Origin of the sequence: Streptomyces barkulensis, assembly GCF_002843305.1 — a bacterium.
GTDB classification, from domain to species: domain Bacteria; phylum Actinomycetota; class Actinomycetes; order Streptomycetales; family Streptomycetaceae; genus Streptomyces; species Streptomyces barkulensis.
Genome location: NZ_PGSG01000118.1, coordinates 21712 through 44654, shown reverse-complemented (window position 1 = coordinate 44654; position 22943 = coordinate 21712). Strand labels below are relative to the sequence as shown.

General features: G+C 74.5%; 19 protein-coding genes and 1 pseudogene. 15 read left to right on the top strand and 5 right to left on the bottom strand.

All coding sequences use genetic code 11. The features are described 5' to 3' along the window. Positions 1-36 precede the first annotated feature (36 nt). Genes CUT83_RS27860 through CUT83_RS31460 form a run of 7 tightly spaced genes read left to right on the top strand, consistent with a single transcriptional unit; the run spans position 37 to position 7019 of the window. Positions 37-759 (top strand): CIS tube protein, encoded by a 723-nt coding sequence (locus CUT83_RS27860; RefSeq protein WP_101258581.1) that lies wholly within the window; start codon positions 37-39, stop codon positions 757-759. Continuing rightward, positions 756-2582, top strand: a complete 1827-nt coding sequence (locus CUT83_RS27855; protein ID WP_101258580.1) for a VgrG-related protein — start codon at positions 756-758, stop codon at positions 2580-2582. Before CUT83_RS27860 ends, CUT83_RS27855 begins: the two co-directional genes overlap by 4 nt. Before the next feature lie 41 nt (positions 2583-2623). Continuing rightward, positions 2624-2941, top strand: coding sequence for a PAAR domain-containing protein (locus CUT83_RS27850; RefSeq protein ID WP_101258579.1), 318 nt, complete (start codon positions 2624-2626; stop codon positions 2939-2941). Continuing rightward, complete coding sequence (locus CUT83_RS27845; protein WP_101258578.1) at positions 2941-3363, top strand: GPW/gp25 family protein; 423 nt, start codon at positions 2941-2943, stop codon at positions 3361-3363. The genes CUT83_RS27850 and CUT83_RS27845 overlap by 1 nt, the downstream gene beginning before the upstream one ends. Beyond that, a complete protein-coding gene (locus CUT83_RS27840; protein WP_101258577.1) occupies positions 3363-5327 on the top strand; it encodes a putative baseplate assembly protein in 1965 nt (654 codons plus the stop codon). Before CUT83_RS27845 ends, CUT83_RS27840 begins: the two co-directional genes overlap by 1 nt. After that, on the top strand, positions 5324-5887 hold the full coding sequence (locus tag CUT83_RS27835; protein ID WP_101258576.1) for a phage tail protein: 564 nt from the start codon (positions 5324-5326) through the stop codon (positions 5885-5887). Before CUT83_RS27840 ends, CUT83_RS27835 begins: the two co-directional genes overlap by 4 nt. Positions 5888-5891: 4 nt before the next feature. Then, complete coding sequence (locus tag CUT83_RS31460; protein WP_101258575.1) at positions 5892-7019, top strand: zinc ribbon domain-containing protein; 1128 nt, start codon at positions 5892-5894, stop codon at positions 7017-7019. A gap of 94 nt (positions 7020-7113) precedes the next feature. On the opposite strand, the gene CUT83_RS27825 is transcribed toward CUT83_RS31460, so the two are convergent. The 3 genes from CUT83_RS27825 to CUT83_RS27815 are packed head-to-tail and all read right to left on the bottom strand — an operon-like array spanning position 7114 to position 10858. Further along, on the bottom strand, positions 7114-8493 hold the full coding sequence (locus tag CUT83_RS27825) for an MFS transporter (RefSeq protein ID WP_101258574.1): 1380 nt from the start codon (positions 8491-8493) through the stop codon (positions 7114-7116). Next, positions 8490-9389 (bottom strand): SDR family NAD(P)-dependent oxidoreductase, encoded by a 900-nt coding sequence (locus CUT83_RS27820; RefSeq protein ID WP_101258573.1) that lies wholly within the window; start codon positions 9387-9389, stop codon positions 8490-8492. Before CUT83_RS27820 ends, CUT83_RS27825 begins: the two co-directional genes overlap by 4 nt. Next, positions 9386-10858, bottom strand: a complete 1473-nt coding sequence (locus CUT83_RS27815) for a flavin-containing monooxygenase (RefSeq protein ID WP_101258572.1) — start codon at positions 10856-10858, stop codon at positions 9386-9388. The genes CUT83_RS27820 and CUT83_RS27815 overlap by 4 nt, the downstream gene beginning before the upstream one ends. Before the next feature lie 238 nt (positions 10859-11096). Here CUT83_RS27815 and CUT83_RS27810 point away from each other — a divergent pair, with 238 nt between their 5' ends. From CUT83_RS27810 to CUT83_RS29705, 6 genes are all read left to right on the top strand, one after another. Then, positions 11097-12245 (top strand): PucR family transcriptional regulator, encoded by a 1149-nt coding sequence (locus CUT83_RS27810; RefSeq protein WP_101258571.1) that lies wholly within the window; start codon positions 11097-11099, stop codon positions 12243-12245. Positions 12246-12524: 279 nt separating this feature from the next. Continuing rightward, the gene (locus CUT83_RS30435; protein WP_165869368.1) at positions 12525-12692 is read left to right on the top strand and encodes a hypothetical protein; all 168 of its coding nucleotides are present in this window, start codon (positions 12525-12527) and stop codon (positions 12690-12692) included. Between the two features lie 92 nt (positions 12693-12784). Continuing rightward, positions 12785-15223, top strand: a complete 2439-nt coding sequence (locus CUT83_RS27805; RefSeq protein WP_240957643.1) for a DUF6624 domain-containing protein — start codon at positions 12785-12787, stop codon at positions 15221-15223. Then, the gene (locus CUT83_RS27800) at positions 15220-16518 is read left to right on the top strand and encodes a hypothetical protein (protein ID WP_101258570.1); all 1299 of its coding nucleotides are present in this window, start codon (positions 15220-15222) and stop codon (positions 16516-16518) included. The genes CUT83_RS27805 and CUT83_RS27800 overlap by 4 nt, the downstream gene beginning before the upstream one ends. Continuing rightward, a complete protein-coding gene (locus CUT83_RS29710) occupies positions 16515-17726 on the top strand; it encodes a JmjC domain-containing protein (RefSeq protein ID WP_107490873.1) in 1212 nt (403 codons plus the stop codon). Before CUT83_RS27800 ends, CUT83_RS29710 begins: the two co-directional genes overlap by 4 nt. Next, complete coding sequence (locus tag CUT83_RS29705; protein ID WP_107490872.1) at positions 17698-19059, top strand: lanthionine synthetase C family protein; 1362 nt, start codon at positions 17698-17700, stop codon at positions 19057-19059. The genes CUT83_RS29710 and CUT83_RS29705 overlap by 29 nt, the downstream gene beginning before the upstream one ends. Before the next feature lie 128 nt (positions 19060-19187). Here the strand turns inward: CUT83_RS29705 and CUT83_RS27790 are convergent. After that, a pseudogene (locus CUT83_RS27790) lies at positions 19188-19391 on the bottom strand (esterase); the annotation flags it as partial. A gap of 96 nt (positions 19392-19487) precedes the next feature. On the opposite strand from CUT83_RS27790, the gene CUT83_RS27785 reads away from it, so the two are divergent. After that, the gene (locus CUT83_RS27785; protein ID WP_101258569.1) at positions 19488-20399 is read left to right on the top strand and encodes an NAD-dependent protein deacetylase; all 912 of its coding nucleotides are present in this window, start codon (positions 19488-19490) and stop codon (positions 20397-20399) included. A gap of 142 nt (positions 20400-20541) precedes the next feature. Here CUT83_RS27785 and CUT83_RS27780 read toward each other — a convergent pair whose 3' ends face one another. Beyond that, positions 20542-21528: a class I SAM-dependent methyltransferase gene (locus tag CUT83_RS27780; RefSeq protein WP_206282569.1), complete on the bottom strand. Its 987-nt coding sequence runs from the start codon at positions 21526-21528 to the stop codon at positions 20542-20544. A gap of 835 nt (positions 21529-22363) precedes the next feature. Here CUT83_RS27780 and CUT83_RS27775 point away from each other — a divergent pair. Further along, complete coding sequence (locus tag CUT83_RS27775; protein ID WP_240957636.1) at positions 22364-22942, top strand: DedA family protein; 579 nt, start codon at positions 22364-22366, stop codon at positions 22940-22942. Position 22943 lies beyond the last annotated feature (1 nt).

The following is a 22943-nucleotide window of genomic DNA, read 5'->3' as shown; positions in this document are numbered from 1 at the left end:
CGCCCCCGTTCCCGCTCCCGGAAAGGAGATCCCCACATGTCCCCAGCGGTCCGCGCCGGCCGGGCCAGGGCCCAGCTGACCCTGAAGGAACCCCCGGCCTCGGTCGGCGCGAAGCCCGGCGGGACGATCGCCCGGCTCGACCTCCAGTTCAACCCCTCCACCCTGCAGTTGCAGAAGACCACCGAGTGGCGCCGTTCCCCGTCCCGGATGGCGGGGCAGTCGGCGCTGCCCGAGTTCGTCGGCAGCGGCCCGCGCACGCTGAGCCTGGAGGTGTTCCTGGACGCGACCGCCACCCACGACGACTCCGTGGAACAGGCCGTGGAGAAGCTGATGAAGGCGTGCGTGCCGACCCCGGCCAGCCTGAGCCGCGAGAAGCCGGCCAGCCCGTGGGTGCGGTTCGAGTGGGGCACCGCGCGGACGACCTCGTTCGACGGGGTCCTCTCCAGCCTGTCGGTGACGTACACGCTGTTCGACGTCGACGGCAGGCCGCTGCGGGCCACCTGCGCGCTGTCGATCGAGGAGGCGAGTGTCGACCCGCCGGGTCAGAACCCGACGTCCGGCGCGCGCGCCGCCCGCAGCACGCACACCGTGGTGGCGGGCGACAGCCTGGCCCTGCTGGCCTGGCGCGAGTACGGCGACGCGACGGCCTGGCGGGCCATCGCGGAGGCGAACGGAATCGACGACCCGATGGCGCTCGTACCCGGCACCGAGCTGGTGGTGCCGGGGCTGCGGGACGCGGGGGGCGAGGAGGAGCGGTGACCACATCCGAGGCGCGGGGCGGCCGGTCCTTCGCGGCGGACCCCGTCGTGGAGACGCCCGCCCCGCTTCCGCCCGTCTGGGCCGCCCAGCTGGTGAGCTGCGTGGTGGACGAGAACGTAGGGCTGCCCGACGCGGCACAGCTCACCTTCCGCGACCCCGACCACGAGTTCCTGAAGGCGACCGGCATCACCATCGGCACCCCGCTGCGGGTTTCGGTGGTGACCGTGTCCGGACAGGCGCGCGAGCGGCTGTTCGACGGCGAGGTGACGGCCCTGGAGGTGGACCGCGACCGCACGGGCTCGTTCACGGTGGTGCGCGCCTACTCCAGGGCGCACCGCCTCCAGCGGGGCCGGAAGGTGGTGGCCTACCGGAACATGACGGCCGCGGCGATCGTCCGCAAGGTGGCCGCCGGGGCCGGACTGACCTGCGGAACCGTGCAGGCCGCACCGGTCACCTACCGGCAGCTGTCGCAGGCGAACATCTCCGACTGGGACTTCCTGCAGTACCTGGCGGGCGAGAGCGGGGCACAGGTGCACGTCGACGACCAGGGTCTGCTCCAGTTCACCCGGCCGCGGCCGGCCTCCGGCGCGCCCTCTGTCTCGACCCCGGCCACACGGAACCCGATGGTGCTGGAGTACGGCCGGAACCTGCTGGCACTGCGGGCCTCGCTCTCGGCCGCGGACGGGGCGTCGTCGGTGGAGGTGCGCGGCTGGGACGTCACCACGAAGCGGCCGCTGGTGTCCCGGCATCCGTCGGTGGACAGCGAGACGGCGGTCCCGGGCCTGAGTCCGGCGATGAGCGCCCGGTTCGGCAAGGCGGCCAAACTGACCGTCACGGACACCCCGTACCGCACCCAGGCCGAGACGACGGCGGTCGCGGGCTCCGCGGCCGCGCAGGTCGCTGCGGGCTTCGCCGAGCTGGAGGCGGTGGCCGAGGGCAATCCCCTGCTGCGGGCGGGCAGGCCCGTGGCGCTCGGCAACGTCGGGCAGGCGTTCTCCGGCCGCTACACGGCCACGGCGGTGCAGCATGTCCTGGACCCGCACGGCGGGTACCGGACGACGGTGTGGGTCAGCGCCAGCCCGGACCGCTCCCTGACCGGCCTGGTGACCGGCGCCAACGCGCCGTCCCGCGGCCCGCGCATGCCGGGTCTGGCGATCGGCGTGGTGACGGACGTGCGCGAGCCGGACGGCGCCGAACGCGGCGCGGTACGGCTGAGGTTCCCCTGGCTGGACGACACCTACGTCACCGACTGGGTGCGCACCGTGCAGTGGGGCGGCAGGGGCGGCGGGGGCGTGGTCAGCCCGGAGGTCAACGACGAGGTCCTGGTCGGCTTCGAGCAGGGCCTGCTGGACAGCCCGTACGTCATCGGCGGGCTCTACAACGGTGTGGACCGGCCCTCGCCCCACGACGTGCCGCTGGTCGACGGCACCAGCGGGAAGGTCAACCGCCGTTCGGTGGTGTCGCGTTCGGGACACCGGGTGGAGCTGCTGGACGCGAGGGCCCCGGGTCCGTCCGGAGTGCGGCTCACCACCGGTGACGGACGCCTGGAGGTCTTCCTCGACGACCGGCAAGGCCGGATCGAGCTGGCGGTGCGCTCCGGGACGGGCCGGCAGCCCCTCACCTCCGTCCGGCTCGACGACAGGGGCATCACCCTGGACGCGGGGCGGGGCGACGTGAGCGTGTCGGGCCGGAACGTGGACATCAACGGCAGCGCCGGGGTGAAGGTCGGCGGCCGTTCGGTCAGCGTCACCGGCAGCTCGGACGTCACCGTCGACGGCGGTCTGCTCGGCGTCCTCAAGGCCCGGCTCATCCGGATCAACTGACCCTTGTCCACCCTCACCCGACATTCCCCGAGGAGCACCGCATGCCAGCCGCAGCCCGCACCGGCGACCCCACCGACCACGGTGGCCGGATCACCGCCCCGCCGCCCGGCGCCGCCGCGGCGGTGGCGCGCGTGCTGATCGGCGGACGCCCCGCCGCCGTCGTGGGCAGCCTGGTCGTCTGCCCCATCCCCCAGCACGCGGCCCTGGGACCGACCAACGTGATCAAGCCCGACCCGGCCGCGCTCGCCGCGGGCACGGTGCTCATCGGCGGTCTGCCGGCCGCGCGGGCGCGCGGGCGGAGCGTGTGCGGCGCCACGGTCCTGACCGGCGCCGTGAACGTCCTGATCGGGGGCGCGTGATGAGCGAGCGGTTCATCGGCCGCGGCTGGGCGTTCCCGCTGCGGGTCGGGCCGACCGGCGGGATCGGCATGGTCGAGAAGGACCGGGAGATCGAGGAGGCGATCCGCCTGGTGCTCGGCACCGCGCCCGGCGAGCGCCCCATGCGCCCCGAGTTCGGCTGCGGCATCCACGACTACGTCTTCGCCCCCGGCGACGGCGCCACCGCCGGGCGCGTCGCACAGCAGGTGCGCGAGGCCCTCCAGCGGTGGGAGCCGCGCATCGCGGTGGACGACGTGGTGGTCGCCTTCGACACCGTCGAGGCCGGCACCCTCTACATCGACGTGCGCTACACCGTGCGCTCCACCAACGACCGGCGCAACCTGGTCTTCCCCTTCTACACGATCCCCTCCGACGAGGGGGCCGGGGAGAGGGGCGCCGACTGATGGCCCTGCCCTCCCCCAATCTGGACGACCGGCGCTTCCAGCAGCTCGTCGACGAGGCGAAGCGGTACGTGCGGCAGCGCGCGCCGGAGTGGACCGACCACAACGTCTCCGATCCGGGCGTCACCCTGATCGAGACGTTCGCCCACCTCGTGGACCAGCTGCTGTACCGGCTGAACCGGGTCCCGGACAAGAACTACACCGCCTTCCTCGACCTGCTGGGCGTCCGCCTGTTCCCGCCGGCCGCGGCCGTGGCGGAGGTCGACTTCCACCTGTCGGCGCCGCAGCCCGACACGGTGGCACTGCCCGCGGGCACCGAGGTGACCACCGCGCGCGGCGAGATCGACGAGGCCGTGGTGTTCACGACCACGGACGAACTGCGCATCGCGCCGAGCGAACTGACGCGACTGGTGACCGCACCCCGGACCGGCGACCAGACCGACCGGACCGGCACGCTCGCCGAGGGCCGCGACGTGCGGTGTTTCCAGGCGGCGCCGGAGCCGGGCGACGCGCTGCTGTTCGGCCTGCCGACGGCGGTGCCGCGCTGCATCGTCGCGGTGCGGCTGGACAGCCGCGTGGAGGGCGTCGGCGTGGACCCGCGCCAGCCCCCGCTGGTGTGGGAGGCGTGGAACGGCGGCGGCTGGCAGGTGTGCGAGACCGGCACCGACACCACCGGCGGGCTGAACCGGCCCGGCGAGGTCATCGTGTACGTACCGGCCGGGCACACCGCTTCGGTGATCGGTGGGGCGCGGGCCGGCTGGCTGCGCTGCCGCGTCACCGAGGCGGAGCCGGGCCAGCCGTTCTACTCCCAGTCCCCGACGGTGCGCGAGGCGGCCGTGTTCACCGTGGGCGGCACCATGTCCGTCGAGCACGCCGAGACCGTGACCGACGTGCCGCTCGGCACTTCGGAGGGGGTCGCCGGACAGACGTTCCGGCTCGGCCGCCCACCGGTCCTCCTCGACCGCGAGCCACCCGTGGTGGAGGTCTCCTCGGGCGAGGGGTGGCAGCGCTGGGATGTGGTGGAGCACTTCGGCCGTTCCGGGCCCGCCGACCGGCATGTCCGGGTGGACGCCACCACCGGCGAGTTCGGCTTCCCGCCCGTGCTGCGCGAGCCGGACGGCACGCTGCGGCAGTGCGGCGCCGTGCCGCCCAAGGGCGCCCGGGTGCGGGTGGCCCGCTACCGCACCGGCGGCGGCCCGGCGGGCAACGTCGCCCGCGGCGCGATCTGTGTACTGCGCAGCTCCGTTCCGTACGTCGCGCGGGTCGTCAACCGGGAGGCGGCGCGCGGCGGCGTCGCCGGCGAGACCGTCGACAACGCCAAGCTGCGCGCGCCGGACGCGCTGCGGATGCAGGAGCGCGCGGTGACCGCCGAGGACTACGAGATCATCGGCCGCCAGGCGGCGCCCTCCGTGCGCCGGGTCCGCTGCCTGCCCGCCGGCGGCGCGGGCGCGGTACGGGTCCTGGTGGTGCCGGACGCGGTCGCCGACGAGGACGGCCGGCTCCGCTTCGAGCAGCTCATCCCCTCCGAGCAGGTGCTCCGGGCGATCACCGCGAGTCTGGACGAGCGGCGCCTGATCGGTACCCGCCTCGTCGTGGAGCCGCCGGTCTACCAGGGCGTCACCGTGGTGGCCCGGCTCTCGGCGGCGCCGGACGACACCGACCGGGTGCGCGACGAGGCGCTCGCCGCGCTGTTCGGGTACCTCGACCCGCTGCGCGGCGGCCCCGACGGCACCGGCTGGCCGTTCGGGCGGCCGGTGCAGTACGGGGAGGTCTTCGGCGTGCTGCAACGCGCCACCGGAAACGCGCTGGTGGAGGACGTCCGGCTGTTCCCCGCCGACCCGGTCACCGGGCGGCGGGGCGCGCCGGCGGACCGCGTCGACGTGGCCGCGGGCGCACTGGTCTTCTCCCACCAGCACCAGGTGGCCGTCACGGCCGTCACGGCCGTCGAGCCGGAGGCACGGGGATGAGCCGCGCCGCCGTACCCGGACTGCCGAGCAGATACCCGATCGGCGGGCAACTGCCCGCCCTGTACGCCGAGGACGACTTCGCGCAGCGGTTCACCGCCGGCCTCGACACCGTCCTCGCGCCGGTCTTCGCGACCCTCGACAACCTGCCCGCCTACCTCGACCCCCGGGTGGCTCCGGCCGACTTCCTGACCTGGCTGGCGTCGTGGGTGGGCGCCGCCGACGACCCGCGGTGGCCCGTGGAGTCGCGCCGCGAGGCGGTCGTCCGCGCGGTGGAACTGCACCGGTGGCGCGGCACCGGGCGCGGCCTGGTCGAGGGCCTGCGGCTCGCGCTCGGCGTACACGCCGAGGTGACCGGGGACGGCGGGGCGTCCTGGTCGAGCACCGCCGGTGCCGACCTCCCGCCCGAACCATCCGCCGGGCCCCTGGTCCGGGTGTGGCCGGACCGCGGCAGGAGGGTGGACCCGGACCGGGTCCGCGAGATCGTCCGGGCCATGTGCCCGGTGCACACCGTCTGCCGGGTGGAGGTCCTGCCCGGTCCGCCCGCCGACGAAGGGAGGTGACGTCGTGCACGTGTGTCCCGCGTGCGGGACGTCCAACGGCCCCGGAGACGACTTCTGCGGCAGCTGCGGCGCCTACCTGGGCTGGTCGGACACCCCGCCCGCTCCGGACAGGCGACCGGAGCCCGCACCCGCGCCGGAGCCCGCACCCGCACCCGCACCCGCGCCGCCTCCGGCGGAGAAGCCCGCGCCCACCGGAAGCGGCGCGGGCCCCGGCGCCGACCCCGGCCGGGAGGAGGGCACGGGCCCTCCCCCGCGGACCGGCCCCGGCCTGGACCGCACCGAGCCCCCGACCCCGGCTCCGGCCCCTGCCCCCGATCCCGCCCCCGCCCCCGCCCCCGGGGCGACGGCGCCGGACCCCGTGGTGCCCGTGCGCCCCGCGAAGCCGGTGGCCCCGCGCCCCGTCGTACGCCCCGCGGCGGTGCCGGACGAGGCGGCGGGGACGCCCTGTCACGCCTGCGGCGCACCCAACCCGCCGGGCCGCCGGTTCTGCCGGCGCTGCGCGGCAGCGCTGAACCCCGCCGCCGAGCCCGCCCCGCCGCCGTGGTGGCGGACCGTGTGGCCGCCGCGCCGCCGGGCGCGGGCGGGCTCGGGCCGGGCGGTGCGGTTCCTGGTGACCCTGGCCGCGGTGGCGGCCGTGTGCGCGGGCGCTCTCCTGCTGCTGCCGGCCGGGCGCACCGCGTTCGAGGACGCCCGGGACAAGATGGGCAAACCCAGGCCCGTGACCCCGGTGGGCATCGAGGCGAGCGCCGAGGTCCCCCGGCACCCGGCGGTGAACACCACGGACGGGGTGAGCAACCGCTACTGGGGCGCGCCCGCACCGGGCGCCTCGGTGACCTACACCTTCCGCGAGCCGTTCCGGCTGGTCGATATGATCATCATCAACGGTGCGTCCAAGTCCCCCGAGGATTACGCCCGCCAGGCACGCGCACTCCGTGTGGACCTGGAGGTGACGGGGCAGGACGGCACGAGGCACCGCGAGAAGCTCACCCTCGGTGACAAACCGGGCCCGCAGACGTTCCCCCTCGGGATCAGCGACGTGAAGACGGTACGTCTGGTCCTGCGCTCGGCCGTCGACCTGACCGAGGGCCGTCACCTGGCCCTGGCGGAGGTGGAGTTCTTCCGGAGGGGCTGATCCCGCGCCGCCCCGCGCCCGGCCGGGATGCCGGCCGTTCGGCGGGCGACGGACCTCCGCGCCCCTCACCCCGTCCCGGACGCGGACCCCCCGGTCAGCGACGCGCGGCCTCGTCCAGGCCGCAGCGTCGCTGGAAGGCGACGGCGACGGCCATCAGCGCGGCGGGCAGGACGGTGAAGCCCAGGAGCAGTGCCGTGAGCGCGGAGTCCGGCTGCGCCACGGTGTGCCCCTCCGTGGTGGCGACGAAGCCGCCGACGGCGAGGGCCGCGGAGTACACATAGGGCCCGAGGGCCGTCCCCGTCGCCTCGGTGGCCGTCCAGACGCCGGTGTACGCGCCGGCGCGGGCCGTGCCCCGGGTCTCCGCCGCGGCCACCGCGTCCGGCACCATCGAGAAGGCCAGCAGCTGCAGCCCGGCGAAGGCGGTGCCGAGGGTCACCACCACCACGACCGTGAAGGCCACGCCGGCCGATCCGCCCAGCAGCAGTGCCAGCGAACCGGCGATGAACGCCCCCTGCGCCAGCAGCAGTCCGCGCTGCTTGCCCACCCGGCGCGACAGCCACAGCCAGCCGGGCCCGGCGATCACGGCCGGGGCGAGGAAGCCGCCCATGAAGACGGTGGTGAGACCGCCGTCCCCGAAGACGTACCGGGTGTAGAAGGGCAGCGCCGCGAGGAAGAGGTGCGTGGTGGTCCCGGTGAACAGGTAGGAGAGCACCAGCGCCCGGAAGTCGCGGTCCCGCCCGGCCAGGCGCAGGTCCGCGAGGACGGAGTGCGCGTGCCCGCCGGGCGGGCGGAAGCCGCAGCGGCCGGTGAGCCGCCGGACGCCGGCGAGGCCGATCACCCCGGAGGCGGCCATGCCCACCGCCAGCAGCGCCGCCATCCGGGAGTAGTCCCCGCGGCCCCCCGAGGCGACCAGGGCCGGTGCGGCGACCCCGGAGGCGAGCAGTCCCAGGGTCAGGAAGAGCATCCGGAACATGAAGACCCGGGTGCGCTCGTGGTAGCCGATCCGCAGGTCGGAGGGTGTCGTCAGATACGGCACCTGGAAGCACGCGAAGAGCAGGTTGCCGGCGATGAACCAGCCGCCGACCCACAGCGCGGCCCCCGGCCCGGTGAGACCGGCGGGCACGGTGAACAGGGCCGCCAGGGAGAGCGGCAGCAGCAGTCCCCAGCGGAGCATGCCCCGCCGGTGCCCGGCGCGGCGGGCCTGCCGGTCGGAGAGCGTGCCCAGCAGCGGGTGGACCACCGCGTCGACGATCTTCGGCACCAAAAGCGTCAGTCCGGCCAGGAACGGCGAGACGCCCAGTGTGTGGGTGAGGAAGTACAGCAGGAGCAGCCCGGGGACGGTGACCCACACGCCCATGCCGACCGAGCCGGTGGCGTACGCCACGAGGTCGCCGGCCCGCGCCCGCCGCGGGGGTCCGGCCGGCTCGGCGGCCTCCCGCGCCGGCGGGCCGGGGAGGGCGGGGACGGCGGTCACGGCCGGCCTCCGTGGCGCCGGACGACACCGGCGGCCGGCTCCGCGCCGTCGAGGGCGCCGGACCGGACGCGGCCGGCCAGGGTGCGGGCGACGATCCGGTCGGTCAGCGACGGCAGATGGCGGGCCAGGAAGATCTCCACCGCTCCCCGCCGGGTGGTGGCCAGGTCGCGGCGGACCCGGCGGCCGAGCCCGGCTTGGAGCACCGTCTCCACCACGCCTTCCAGCGGCTCGTACCGGCTCATCCCCTCCAGTGACAGCCCGGCCGCGGCGGTCGAGTCGTGGATGGGGCTGCGCACCGCCGAGGGGTAGACGCAGCTGACACCGACATGGGTGCCGATCTCCAGTCGGAGCGCGTCGGCGTACGCCACCAGCGCGCGCTTGGAGGCGCCGTACGCGGCCGCCAGGGGCAGCTGCAGGACGGCCATCCGCGAGGAGAGCATGACGACCCGGCCCCGGGAGGCCACGAGGGCGTCCACGCAGGCGGCCGTCACGCGCCAGGTGCCGAGCAGGTTGATGTCGAGCTGGCGGCGGACCTCGGGACCGGGCGGGAGTTCGGCCGGAGCGGGCCCGCCGATCCCCGCGTTGTTGATCAGCAGGTCCAGGCCGCCGAGCCGGGCGAGGGCGCCCGCCACCGCGCCGGACACGGCGTCGTCGTCGGTGATGTCGCAGGCCAGGACCTCGACCGGGTCGTCCGGCCCGGGGGCGAGGTCCAGACCGACGACGTGCGCGCCGAGCTCCGCGAGCCGGGCGGAGAGCGCCCGGCCGAAGGTGCCGGACGCGCCCGTGACGAGAACGCGCAGGCCGCGCGCGTCGCGGCGGCCGCCGCCCAGCAGGGCGGCGAGAGCGGCCCCGGGGGAAGTGCGGGCGGTGGCGGCGGCGTGGGGGCCGGTGTTCATACGGTGCTCTCCTCGGTGTTCTGCGCGCGGGGGGCCGGTGCGGCCCGGCGGCCGGCGGCGCGGCGCGCGCGGGCGCGTCCGGCCTTCGTCTCCCGGGACAGGTCGGCCAGGTAGCGGTCGAAGTCGATCCGCATCCGCGGCCTGCGGTCGCTCCCCCAGCGTGCGGTGGCGTCGCGCAGATCGCGGTCGGTGGAGCGCCGCCGCTCCGCCGCCGGGGGGAGTGCGTAGGCGCCGGACAGGTGGGCGGCGGCCAGTTTGGCCTGTGCCTCGACGACGGGGAGGGCGGCGCCGGTCGACTGCATCAGCCCGATGAAGGCGAGATCGGGGTCGTCCAGGTGGAACACCCTCTTGTACAGGGGCAGCCGCTCGGGGTCCCCGCCCGTCCAGCGGGTGGGGAGGAAGGGGACGGTGACCCGGTACCCGGTGGCCCAGACGATGACGTCGACCGGGTCGGAGCGGCCGTCGGTGAAGACGACCCGGTCCCCGTCGAAGCGGTCGATGCCGGGGCGTGCTGCCACCTCGCCGTGGGTGAGGCGGTGCAGGATGGTGTCGCTGACGGTGGGGTGGTTCTGGAAGAGGCCGCCGGCGGGGGCGGGGAGCCCGTAGCGCTGCGGGGGTCCCACGGCCAGCCTGAGGAGGGTCTCGGCGATTCGCTGCCGGATCCGCCAGGGCAGGACGGACAGGGCGCCGCCGGTCGCGTCGGCCGGACGGCCGAACAGGTACTTGGGGACGATGTGCACCCCGCGGCGGGCCGAGAGCAGTACCGGTCCGCGGGCGGTGTACGAGGCGTCGACGGCGATGTCCATGGCGGAGTTGCCCATGCCGACGACAAGCACCCGGCGGTCGCGGAAGATCTCGGCGGTGCGGTACTCGTGCGCGTGGATGCTGGTTCCGGAGAAGCCGCCGGGGTAGCCCGGTTCGGGCAGCCGGGGGTCCCAGTTGTGGCCGTTGGCGACCACGACGGCGTCGTAGCGGGCGGTGTCGCCGGTGTCGGTGGTGACGCGCCAGGCGTGTCCGGTGCCCGGCGGGTCCCCGGCCGCGGGGCGGGCCGGCCGCGGATGCCCTGCGGTGGTCTCCGCCTCGTCCTCGTCCTCGTCCTCGTCCTCGTCCTCGTCCTCGTCCTCGCGTTCGACGGAGACGACCGTGGTGCCGTAGCGGATGTGCGGGACGAGGCCGAAGGTCCGCGCGTAGTCGGCGAGGTAGCCGGCCACGAGGTCGGCCGAGGGGTAGTCCGGCCACGAGGCCGGCATGGGGAAGTCCGCGAACTGGGTGCGGCCCTTGCTGGTGTTGAGGTGCAGCGATGCGTAGGCGGGCGACAGACCGCTGCTGTTGTCGCGGGCCCACAGCCCTCCGGGCCGGTCGCCCTTCTCGTAGGTGACGGTGTCGAGGCCGGCGTCGAGGAGTGCCTTGGTGGCGGCGAGACCGGCCGCTCCGGCGCCGATCACGGCGACACGGCGGGGAGGGGGCATGGTGGCGTCTCCTGGGGCGGTACGGGAGGGCTGCGGGCGAGCGCCGGTCACCGCGCGCGGGCGGGGCGGCCGGCGGGAGCGGAGGCGCGTCCGGGCCGTCGGGACGGCGGGGCGACGGCGGCGGTCGGTTTGTGGTGGGACCCAACCGTAGGTGCGGCCCACCGGCCGGGACATGGCGTGCGTCACCCGTTTCGGCCCCCGCGTTGTTCCCGGCCACAAGGGCGGGCAGGATGGCGGGATGCACACGCGCGACGACTGGCCCCCGGTGGTCGACCTCATCGAGCGGGTCGTCGGCGAGGACGACATGCTGCCCTCGGTCGTGGCCGCCGTCCGCACGATGGTGCAGGAGATCGCGGCCCTGCCCGCCGCCGACATCGCCGGGCACACCCGCGCGCTGCTGGCCGCTGCCACCCGGGCGCTGGCGGCCCGCCGGGGGCCGACGGAGGCGGAGCTGTCGTTCGTGGAGGAGCTGGCGGTGACGCGCGCCCGCCAGGGCGTGTCCATCGAGGCCGTGCTCGCGGCCGTGCACGTGGCCGAGCGTGCGATCTGGTCCCGCGCCCGGGAGCTGGCGGGATCGGCGGGGGTGGCGCCCGAACGGCTGCTGGACGCACGGGAGCTGTACGACGACTGGGCCGAGGCCGTACGGGTCCGGCTGATCACCGCCCATCGCGCCACCGGGGCCGGCCAGGGGCCGCCGAGCGGTGAGCGGGACGCGGCGCTGCTGCGGCGGCTGTTCGCCGGCGGTTCGGCGGCGGCGCTGGCGGCCGCCGAGGCGGGCCTGCCGGCGGCGGGCGGGCTGTGGGTGCTGGTCGCCCGGCCGGAGGACGCCCAGGTCGCGGCCGTCCCGGACCGCGCGCCCCGCGACCCGGGCGCCCGGTCGCTGTCCGCGCTGGTGGACGGCCTGCTGGTCGCCGTGCACGCCCGGCGGCCCCCGGACCGCACCGCCCGCGCCGTGGTCCGGCCGGGAGCGGCTGCCGGGCTCGCCGGCCCCGGTGAGCCGGAAGGGCTGGCACTCGTACGGCGTCTCGCGGTGGACGCTCTCACGGCGGCCGAGTCGGCGGGGCGGTCCGGCGTGGTGCACGTCGCCGAGGTGGCGGCGCTGGCAGCGGTGGTGGACCGGGCCGACCTGGCGGCGGTGCTCCTGGACCGCCACGGGGCGGCGCTGGCCGGGCTGGGCGCGAACGCCGAGCCGGTCGCCCTGGCCGTCCGCGCCTGGCTGGAGGCCGACCGGGATGTGCCGGCGGCGGCCGGGCGGCTGTTCGTCCACCCCAACACGGTGCGCAACCGGATCCAGCGCTTCTCCGGCGTCACCGGGATCGACCCGGCCGGGACCTTCGGGGCCGTCGACGCCTGGTGGCTGTGCCGGGCCTGGCTCGACCGCTCCTGACGGGCGATGCCGGTCCCGGACGAGGACGGCACACCGGCCCGGCGGGCTTCGGCGGCCTTCCCGCGGTCCTGATCCCCATGGTCGGAACACCCGCGGCTCGACCGGGTGGACCCGCCGCCCTGGGCGCGCCCCCCCTGCGCACCCCTGTTTTCGCACCCACAAGTCCCCACTCCAGGGGTCCGGTCGACCACACATGGTGACACCACGCCCCCTTGACGTGGTCCGGATGCTCCGGTGGTATCGAACGGCGCATCCGTTACTCGACTGAGAGGAACGTTCATGCAAACACTCCAGGAGAAGGACCAGACCGCCCCCGAGCAGCACGCCGACGAGGTGTTCGACCTGGTGATCGGCGATCTGGAGCAGGAGATCCCGCCTCTGGCGTCACCGACGAACTCGGGCAGCGGTACCGCCTGTGGTTCGTGTGCGGGCTTCTACTGCTGCTGACACGGCCCGGGTGGTGCCGTCGGCCGACGGCACCACCCGGAGGGATCCGAGCACCCCGCGTCGGTGAGTGGAGAGGGCGGACCTTGTCGGATGTGCCGGCGGACATCGAGCCGCTGTGGGAAATGGGTGTTCCGGCCGGAGAGGCCTGCCCGGACGCCTCGGCCGAACTTCCGCCGGTGGCACGGCGAGTGGTCGCCGCGGTCCGTGAAGGTGCCGCGGGCGGACTGTTCCCCCCGGTCGTCACGGCCGGCCCGGAGGGGACGGTGGTGGAGGACCGGCTGCTCGGTGGCACGGCGGACGCGCGCATGCTCGCGCACGCGCTCCGGGACGATCGCTTCGCGCCGCTGCTGGAGATGCTGGAGACGCTGGACGGCTGGTGCGTCCTTGCGGCGCGTCGCCACGCGACGGTCGTGGCCCCCGGCGTGCTGGACGTGGTCAACGCCGATCTCTTCGGGCCGGTGGTGTCCGAGGCGTTCGTGGCCTGCGCCACCGGACGGGCACGGTACGCCCGTGACCGGGTGCCGGAGTGGGCGGCACGCTGCGAGGCGTTCCTGACGCTCTTCCTGGACCGGCTGCAGCGGGACATGAGCACCTGCTGGCCCGACACCCCGGCCTTCCGGGGACCGGTCGTCGGTCTGTGGGCACACGGCGAGGAAACCCACAACGGCCGGCAACGGGTGTTACGCCTCGACTGTGCCGGCGGCGGCCGGGTGGCGTACAAGCCACGGCCCGCCTCCGGTGAGCTGCTGTTCACCGCGTGCGGCGGTTCCGGCCCGCCGGCATCGGTGTTCGAGTTGCTGAACAACTCGCCCAGGGCGTCCGGAGAGGTCCGCCTTCCGGTGCTGACGTGCTGGTCCGGCGCCCGCCCGGGCTACCTGTGGCAGGAATGGATCGAGCCGCCGGCCCAGTGGGGACCGATCCGCTCCTCCGGCCCGTGGCGGCTGACCGGCACGCGGCTGTCGCCGCGGGAGGCGGTGCGGTTCTGGCACCGCACCGGCTCGCTGACCGCCGCGATGTTCGGCTTCGGGGTCACCGACCTGATCGGCGGCAACGTGGTGACCGGAAGCAGGCCCGGCGAGCGCGAACCGCTGCTGTACCCCATCGATCTGGAGATCTACTTCTGCCGTGTCGCCCGGCTCTACGACACGGGCCTGCTGTACGACCCGACCGCCGAGATCGACCAGCACCACGTCGGCCTGGAGGCCACGCCGCGGTGGTGCAGCGCCGAGGGCCCGCCGGTGTGCTGGCACGAGGCCCCGGACGGAACGCTGCGCCTGCACCGCCGGCGCCGGCCCTACGCCAGGACCGAGACCCGGACCGTGGTCGCGGACACCGGCGGCCGGGCCGGGTACGGCCCCTACCTGCCGGCGATGCTGCGCGGCATGTTCGACGCCTGGACCCTGATGTGCCGGCAGCGGCCGGCGCTCCGGCGGTTCCTGTCGGCCGCCACCGCGGGTCACTACGTCCGGGTGCTGCGGCAGCCGACCTTCCGGTACTTCGACGCACTGGTGCCACGGTGGCTGTCCGGCGGCGGTGCCGCACCGGTCCCCGCCGAGGCGGACGTCCACTTCGACCGGGCGGAGCTCGACCAGCTCCGGCGCATGGACGTGCCCTACTTCGTGCGTTCGCTGGAGGGCGGACCGGTGCTGCGGGTGGAGCCGCCGCCGCGGCCCTTCGCCACGGCCAGGGTCGCGGCCCGGCCCGAGCCCGAAGGGGGCCGGCCACCGCTGCCGGAACTCCTGGAGTGCTCGAATCTGGTGCTCGCCGGTCTCGGGGTCGCGCTCCGGGACGCGGTGGAGCATGTCTTCGACGATGTGGCCGAGCATGTCGTCACCGACGAGTCGCTCGGTGTGCGGCTGCACCTGGAGAGCCCCGCCGAGGGCCGGGCCGGCTTCGACTGGCCGGAGGCGGGCAGGCGGATCACCTACATCTGGGACCGGGAGAAGGTACGACTGCGCATCGACGCGGTGGACGCCCCCGAGGTACCGGTCGAGCCCACCCAGGCGGGGCAGATCCGCCGCCGGCTGCTGCGGCTGGACCGGCTCGACGGCGCTCTGCGGATGCCGTGGGCGCAGGACGGAATGGCCGACTCCGCGACGGAGCGCCGTCTGCGGTCGCTGACCGACGCCGGCATCACGTGGCTGGCCACCGTGGTGGCCGAACACGGCTGGCCGGGCCGCGGGATGGTGGGCGTCGCGGCCGCCTCCGCGGCGAGCCGTCTCGTGCAGCACGCGAGGGACCACCTGGACTTCCGCCGGCACTGCCTGGAGCTGATGCGGCAGGCGGCGGCGGACGGTGATCTGCCCTGGCGCGAGGTCGCGTACCTGACCGACGAACTGTGCCTCGCCGACGAGGTCCCCCAGGTGTACGGCACCAAGTTCGAGGCCGTGGCCGGCGAGCTGGTGCCGTATCCGATCGAGGAGCCGCAGGACGTGGACCGCCGGCGCGCCGCGATGGGCATGGAGCCCCTGGCGGACTACACCGAACGGATCCGGCAGCGGTTCCCCCTGGCGAAGAGGGAGGCGTCATGACCACCCTGCCCACTGCGACCACCGGGACGCGGCAGTCGCCCGGCGACGTCGACTGGGCCTTGTTCGGGCAGCGGTACTGGGGCAGGCAGCCGGCCCGGCTGCCTGCCCGGCCTCCGGCCGGGCCCTGCGAGATGTACGCCCTGACCGTCCGGTCGTGTGCCCCGTTCCGCGCCGGCACCCGGTTCTGGGTGATGCCCGATGTCCGTCTGCTGGTCGGCGACGGCTGGCTGCGCGCGCCGGGCGCACTCCTGCCGGACACCGGCGACCGGACCCTCGACGACTACCTCGACCGGCTGGACTCCGACGTGCACGGGCAGGGCTACCTGTTGTCCGTGCGTCAGCCGCTGCTCCTGGACTTCGCGCTCTGGTCCGCCGTGCGCGCCGCGGTCAGCGGGCTGTGGCGGGAGGTCGGCTGGCCGAACCTCCCGGTGACCGCCGAAGTGCTGGTCGGCGACCGGTTCACCGAGCACACCGGCGCCGCCGCGGAGCCCACGCACGCGGCGCTGACCTGGGTGCTGCGGGGGCGTATGGAGGTGCGGCTGTGGGACGAGAGCGGTGGTCCCCCGCCGGCCGGGATCGCCGGCCCGGAACACGGCCCGGAGGGTGCGCGCACCATGAGCGCCGGGGCCGGCGAGTTGCTGTACTGGCCGGGCGACCGGCGGCACGTGGACGTCTACCGCGAGCGGTGTGTGGCGCTGCGCCTGCGGATTCCGGTCGACCGGCGGCTGCCCTTCACCGCCCTGCGGGACCTGCTCGCCGATCTGGTGCACGGCCGGCGCGGCCACGACGAGACCGTGCCGTACTTCCCCTTCGGCGGCGGATCGCGCGTCGACGACGAGGACGGGGCGCTGTCGCACCTGACCGCCCTCGGTGACGAGCTGCGCACGCTCGTGGGCAGCGAGCAGCTGAACAGGACGCTGCGCGTGCGCTGGGCGGCGCTGCGGTCCGCGGCCGGTCTGGAACCGATCCCGGTACCGCGGGAGGGCGTCCCGCTGACCCGGCACACCCGGATCCGGCGGACCGGCGAGATCGTCCGCATGCCCGACGGGCCCGGACAGGTGGTGTGGGCGGTCAACGGGAACGTCTTCTCCCTGCCGAGAGCCGCGAGCGACCGGGTGTACCCCGCACTGGGCGACGGCGAGGAGACCGGCGTCGCCGACGTGCTGCGCGCCATGGGAGCCGGCGGCGACGGCGATGACGATGGCGATGGCGATGGCGATCAGGGCGTGCTCGCGCTGCTGGACAAGCTGTACCGGCTGCGCGGCATCGACGTGGTGGAGGTGCCTGCCGGATGACACTGACCGTGGAGAAGTCGCTGGACTGGGACGTCTTCGTCGACCGGTTCTGGGACCGCGGACCCGTGCTGTACAAGGGCGTCGGCAGTGGGCCCTTCGCGGAGGCGGAGGTGTTCGAGTCCGCCGTGCTGGGCACCCTGCCGCCGCACCCGCTCGCCGTGCCGCGCAATGTCCAGCTCCTCGTCGAGCGGCGGCAGCAGACACAGCCGCGCGACTGCCTGCCAAAACGGTCGGACCGTTCGTTCGACGGCTACGAGCGGCGTATGGCCGAGCGGCTGGAGGGACAGCGTTACGCCCTCGTGGTCCACCTGTTCCACGCGTTCTCCCACCCCCTGTGGGAGCGTGCGCAGCGGTTCTACGCCGGCCTGTGGGAGCGCGTCGGCCGGCCCGCGCACAGCGCGGGCTCCACGATGTTCCACGGCTCCTACGAGCACAGTCCCGTCGGCGTGCACCAGGACCGCTTCGCCACGTTCATGTTCTGCGTACGGGGCACCAAGCGGATGCGGTTCTGGGACGAGCGCCCGTGGACCGAGCCGGTGCACACGGTGCTGGACTACCGGCCTTACCTGGACTCCTCCTTCGTCGCCGAGGTCGAGCCGGGGGACCTGCTGTACTGGCCGTCGCGGTACCACCACGTCGGGGAGAGCGCCGGCGACGAGCCCGCGACCAGCGTCAACGTGGGGATCCCCCGCCGTGAACACCGGCCGTACTACGAGATCAAGGATCTGCTGCGGGGCACCCGTCCGCGGGCGACGGCGCCGTTGTTCACCCCGGACGCCGGTCCGGACGGGCAGTTGTCGGGCGAGCTGCCCACCGCCCTCGGCGACGCCCTGGACGCGTTCGCGCACTGCCTGGACGAGGACCGGTTCACCGACCGGGCCACCGCTTTGGCCCTGCGGGTCGAAACGGCCGGCGGGTTCTGGCCGACCGAGCCGCCCGCGAAACCGCGGCCGCTGGACGACGACACCCCCGTCCGGGCGTGTGCGCCCCTGCTGGCCGCGCCCGGCGAGGGCGCCCGCAGGTACGCGGCGAACGGCAACGTCTCGTCCGGCACCGCCGGCCTCGAGGCCGCCGAGGTGCTGGGCCGGCTGGACGCCGGCGAGGTGGTGCGCGTCGGTGACCTGCCCGCGCACCGGCGCGCGGAGGTCCGTCATCTGCTGCAGGAACTGGAGAGTTTCCGTGCCGTCATCCGTCTCGACCCCCGCTGACCGGGCCCCGGCCCACCGGGAGGCGGCCGCCGGGATCGTGGCCGAGATCGCCGAACGGCTCGCCGATCCGGGCCGGGTGGCACAGGCCGCGGGCGCGCCGGACAACCTCATGCGCTATCCGGGCGATCCGCAGCCCGTGTGGGATCCCCTTCTGCTCTCCGACGGCCACCCCGGAGTAAGCCTGCTGTTCTCGGAACTGGCCGTACGCACACCGAGGTCGCGCGGCCGGGCGCACGCGCACCTGTCCGCGGCCCTCGGCAGCGGCATCCGGCTGCTGCCCCAGTCGCTGTTCGGCGGCATGGTCGCACTCGCGTTCGCCGGGCAGGCCGCGGCCACCGGATTCGGCGGCTACGCCGGCATGCTGTCCGGGCTGGACCGGCACATCACCGACCAGGCGCGCGAGCGCGCGCGAGCCGATCTGCACAGGGTGCACGCCGGCGAACCGGTGGGCGCCTGGGACCGGTACGACGTTCTCGGCGGCACCGCCGGGATCGGCCGCTATCTGCTCGCCCGGTACGAGTCGGCGGCCGAACCGGAGGCACGGCAGGCGGCGGGGGACGCACTGGCCGAGGTCCTCGAGTCACTGGTGGCGGTGGCCACCGCGGACGAGGTCACGCGACACGGGACCCGGCTGCCCGCGTGGTGGATCACCGACGGTCTGGAGCACGGGTTGGCGGAGCATCTCAACATCGGCCTCGCACACGGCGTCTGCGGGCCCTTGGCGCTCCTCTCCGTCGCCCGGCGGGCCGGGTTCCGGGTGGCCCGCCAGGACGAGGCCATCGAGCGGATCATGGCGCTGCTGTCCCACTGGCGCACGACCGACGGGGCCGGACCGCGCTGGCCGCATCTGGTGACACTGACCTGCCTCAAGGGAGGAGAGCTGCCCGGGCGCGGACGGGACTCGTGGTGCTACGGGGCCGCGGGCACGGCGCGTGCCGTCCACCTGGCGGGCGTCGCGCTGGACCGTGCGGACTGGCGGGCCGACGCCCATGCCGCCGTCCGCGGCGCGCTGGCCGCGGCGCGCGATGAACTGGTCCGCGACTCCGCGCTCTGTCACGGCTGGGCGGGGCTGCTCCAGATCGTGCTGCGCATGGCACACGACAGCCCCGACCAGGACTACCGGGCTGACGCCGACGCACTGGCGGCGCGGGTCGTGGACCGGTTCGACGCGGGGGCGCCGTTCGGCTACCGGTACCGCCACACGCTCGCGCCGCGCGACCTCGACCGCCCCGGGTTCCTGGAAGGAGCCGCGGGGATCGCCCTGGCCCTTCACACCTACGCCACGGGGGCCGCGCCGGCGACGTCGTGGGACAGCGCCCTGCTGCTGAACTGACAGGGCGCTGCCCGGACACCCCCGGACGCCGCGCCCCTTCGACGGACCCGCGGACGGCTCCGCGGACGCTCCCCCGTCACGGCACTGCGGACCACCCGGCCGGGCCCGTCGCGTCACCGCCCGGCCGGCTACGCCCTGCGGAGTCGGGCGATGATGCCGTCGAGGTCGCGCCGGAACATGTAGTCGCGGAATACGTGCCCGCCGGGCTCCTCGTGCCACTCGTGCGGGATGCCGGCCTGTCCGAGGAGTCCCCGGAACTCCCGCTGGCCGGCGAGCACCTGGGTCTCGTTGACGGTGTCGAACCAGTTGACCGGGGCTGGGCCGGCGCCGGCTTCCCTGGCGCCCGTTTCCCCTGCCCCGTCCTCCTTTCCGCCCGTCCGCCGACCGGTGGGAGCGACCGGACGCGGCCCGTTCCGTACCCTGGCGACATGCGCGTACGCCCCACCTTGAGCTGGACACCCACCGGGGACCTGCCGCCGGGCACCACGGACCTGGCGCCGGTCGCCGATGCGCTGAGCACCGGCGGTGTGCTGGTGCTCAGCGGGGCGGGCATCTCCACGGAGTCGGGGATCCCCGACTACCGGGGCGTGGACGGAAGTCTGAGCAGGCACACTCCGATGACCTACCAGGACTTCACCGCCAGTGCCCGGGCCCGGCGCCGGTACTGGGCGCGCAGCCATCTCGGCTGGCGCACCTTCGGCCGCGCCCGCCCCAACGCCGGGCACCGGGCCGTGGCCGCCCTCGGGCGGCACGGGCTGCTCTCGGGTGTGATCACCCAGAACGTCGACGGCCTGCACCAGGCCGCCGGCAGCGAGGGGGTCGTGGAGCTCCACGGAAGTCTGGCCCGGGTCGTCTGCCTGTCCTGCGGCGCCCTCGGCCCGCGCAGCGAACTCGCCCGGCGGCTGGAGGAGGCCAACGCCGGCTTCGAGCCGGTGGCCGCGGGGATCAACCCGGACGGTGACGCCGACCTCACCGACGAACAGGTCGGGGACTTCTCCGTGGTGCCCTGCGCGGTCTGCGGCGGCGTCCTCAAACCGGATGTGGTGTTCTTCGGCGAGACCGTTCCGCCACCGCGGGTCGAGCACTGCCGCAGGCTGGTCCGCGAGGCGTCCTCGCTGCTGGTCCTGGGCTCCTCGCTGACGGTGATGTCCGGGCTCCGGTTCGTCCGCCAGGCGGCCGACGAGGGAAAGCCGGTGCTGATCGTCAACCGGGATCCGACCCGGGGCGACCGGCACGCCCTCACCCGGGTCGCGCTCCCGCTGGGGGCGGCCCTCACCACCGTGGCCGGCCGGCTGGGCGTCCCCGTCGACGGTGCGGCGCCACAACGGGCGGGGTCGTGACGGTGCCGGGCACACCCCGGCCTCCTCAGCCTCCTCGGCCTCCTCGGCCGCCGTGGCTCCCGGCGGCCGCGCGGGTTCCCGGCGGCCCCGGTCGGCCGACGAGCGGCCGCCGCCCGCTTCGAAGGGGTTTCCGGCCATGTGGTCACACGGCTCTGCGCGCGACCGCGACCATCGCCGCACGGGGCAACTCGGCGGCGTACACGCCCTGCGAGCGGTGGACGAAGGGGGCCGGGGGGAAGCCGGTTTCCGCGGGCAGGCCCGCAAGGTACTCCTCGTGTCCGAAGTACCGCTCCAGAACCCGCCAGCAGGCGTCGGTCCCGCCCAGCGTGCCGAAGTACTCCCCGACTCCGTACATGTCGGCGACATACGCGCACATGCGCCGCCGCGCCTCCTCCTCCGTGCCGCCGCGGACGACCAGCGGGTCGTACATGTCGACGACGCGCGCCGGTGCTCCCGCCTCCTCGAAGAGTCCGGCCAGCGACTCGCGTGAGAAGTGCGGGTAGTCGTGGCCCGCCGCGGTGTGGGGGTGAACGACATCGGCGAAGAATTCCGCCATGGGGCTGGTGGTGTCGAAGTCGTGCAGGACGACCCGGCCCCCGGGCCTGACGACGCGCAGGGCCTCGGTGACCGCGTTGAGTCTGTCCTGCGGGGCGATGTGGTGGGTTCCGTAGGCGAGCAGCGTCGCATCGACCGTGCCGTCCCCCAGGAAGAGGTGGTCCGCCGCCTGCCGGACGGCGGGCAGGCCCCGGGCGAGGGCTCGTTCGACCATGTCGCCGGAGAGGTCCCCCGTCAGGATGTTCAGACGGCCACGCAGGTCGGGGGCGTACTCGTGGACGGCACGCGCGACGGTCCCGTCCCCGCCGAGAACGTCCAGGACGGTGCGGGGCCGCGCCGCCTCCGGCGGGGCGGCCCACTCCAGGAGTTGCCGCATGCCCCGCCAGCGGACCGACGGGTCCTGCTGGGCCCGGCGGTAGGAGTCACCGCGTCCGGTGTCGTCGGAGTCGAATTCCGTGGTCGTGGCCGCCAGTGCCCTCAGCGCCTTGTCGGCACCCGGGCGGCCGAAGTCCACGGTCGCCTTCAGGACCTTCTGGGCCGGCACCACATCGCGCAGATATTCTTCGAGGGTCATGGACGGCAGGTAGGAATCCGTCTCCGCCAATATGTCCGCCTGCATTTCCACCAATCCGGTCATTCGATTCCGGTCATTCGATGGGTCTCATCGCCGATCACCCGTACCGTGTGCGAGGCAGATGTACTCCGCTGCCCGCAAACGGCCCGCAGCCCCGTCCACCGGCACGGACATGCACGACCGACGGAATTCCGGGAAACCGGCGCACTGCAAATCCGGTCCGCAGTGGCACCGTTGCACCCTGTCAGGAGTTCCATTCCCCGTCAAGAGCGCTTTCGGTGAAGGATTTCCTTCGATTACCCGCGGCGAGCGGGACGCTCCTTTCTCCTTGCCGCCGGCCGCACGAGCCCGGCGAACCGCGGTTCATCTCCGCGGGGATTTTCCGGGCCGGCTCATTCCGTGGCCGTTCACACCCCGCGGACTCAGGACGGCGGGAACCGGGCCCGGGAGATGGGGCGCCCCGCAGCGGGAGACACTCCGGTGGACCGCCTGGTACATTGGCGCATATTCACCCCCTCCCGGACAGACTCCCCCTCGGACGGGGGTGTTTCCGGCAGAAGCGGGAATCCGCTCAACTGTCCACCCGAGCGCGGGACCCCGGTCCACACGAAAGTCGGGACGACTCATGCCACATGGGATCCCTTCATTCGACGTCCGTCCGAAAATCGTTTCGACTCTCCCGGGGAGAGTCGCGGCGGTTCCGGGGAGCGGGCATCACCGGAACCGGTGTTCACATCCCGCGCGGCGGAAAACGTACCCGAGCAACACGTTTGAGGAGAGGCGGCCCAGAACTGCCATGGCATGGATCCACGATGTACTGACAGCGGTGTCGGAGATGGATCCGACCTCCAGGTTCGCATTAGCCTCGGTGTTCGCCTTCGCGGAATCCGGTCTCGGGGCGGGCATGTTCGTCCCCGGCGAGGTCGCGGTACTGGTGCTGAGCGCCGGAACGGAGGGGACACGTTCACTGCTGACCCTCTTCCTCGTCGTGGCGGTCAGCAGTTCGGCCGGTGACCACCTCGGGTACTTCCTCGGTATCCGCTACGGGGAGCGGCTGCGCGAGACACGTCTGGTCCGGCGGATCGGCCAGCGGCACTGGGACCGCGCCCAGACTCTCTTCCACCGGCACGGAGCGGCCGCCGTCTTCCTGACCAGGCTGCTGCCCGTCGTCCGCACCCTCACTCCGGCGACCGCCGGGGTGGGCTCGGTCCGCTACATCCGCTTCCTTCCCGCCTCCCTCGCCGGAGCCTCGATGTGGTCCGCCCTCTACGTGTCGGCTGGGGCGCTGGCCTCGGCCTCCGTGCGCGAGGCCGAGGCCACGATCACCAGGATCCTGTGGGTACTGCTGGGCGTGGCGGCGGTCCTGACGATCGGCATCGTGTGGTGGCGCAGGAGGCGTCGTTCCGTGCTCTGAC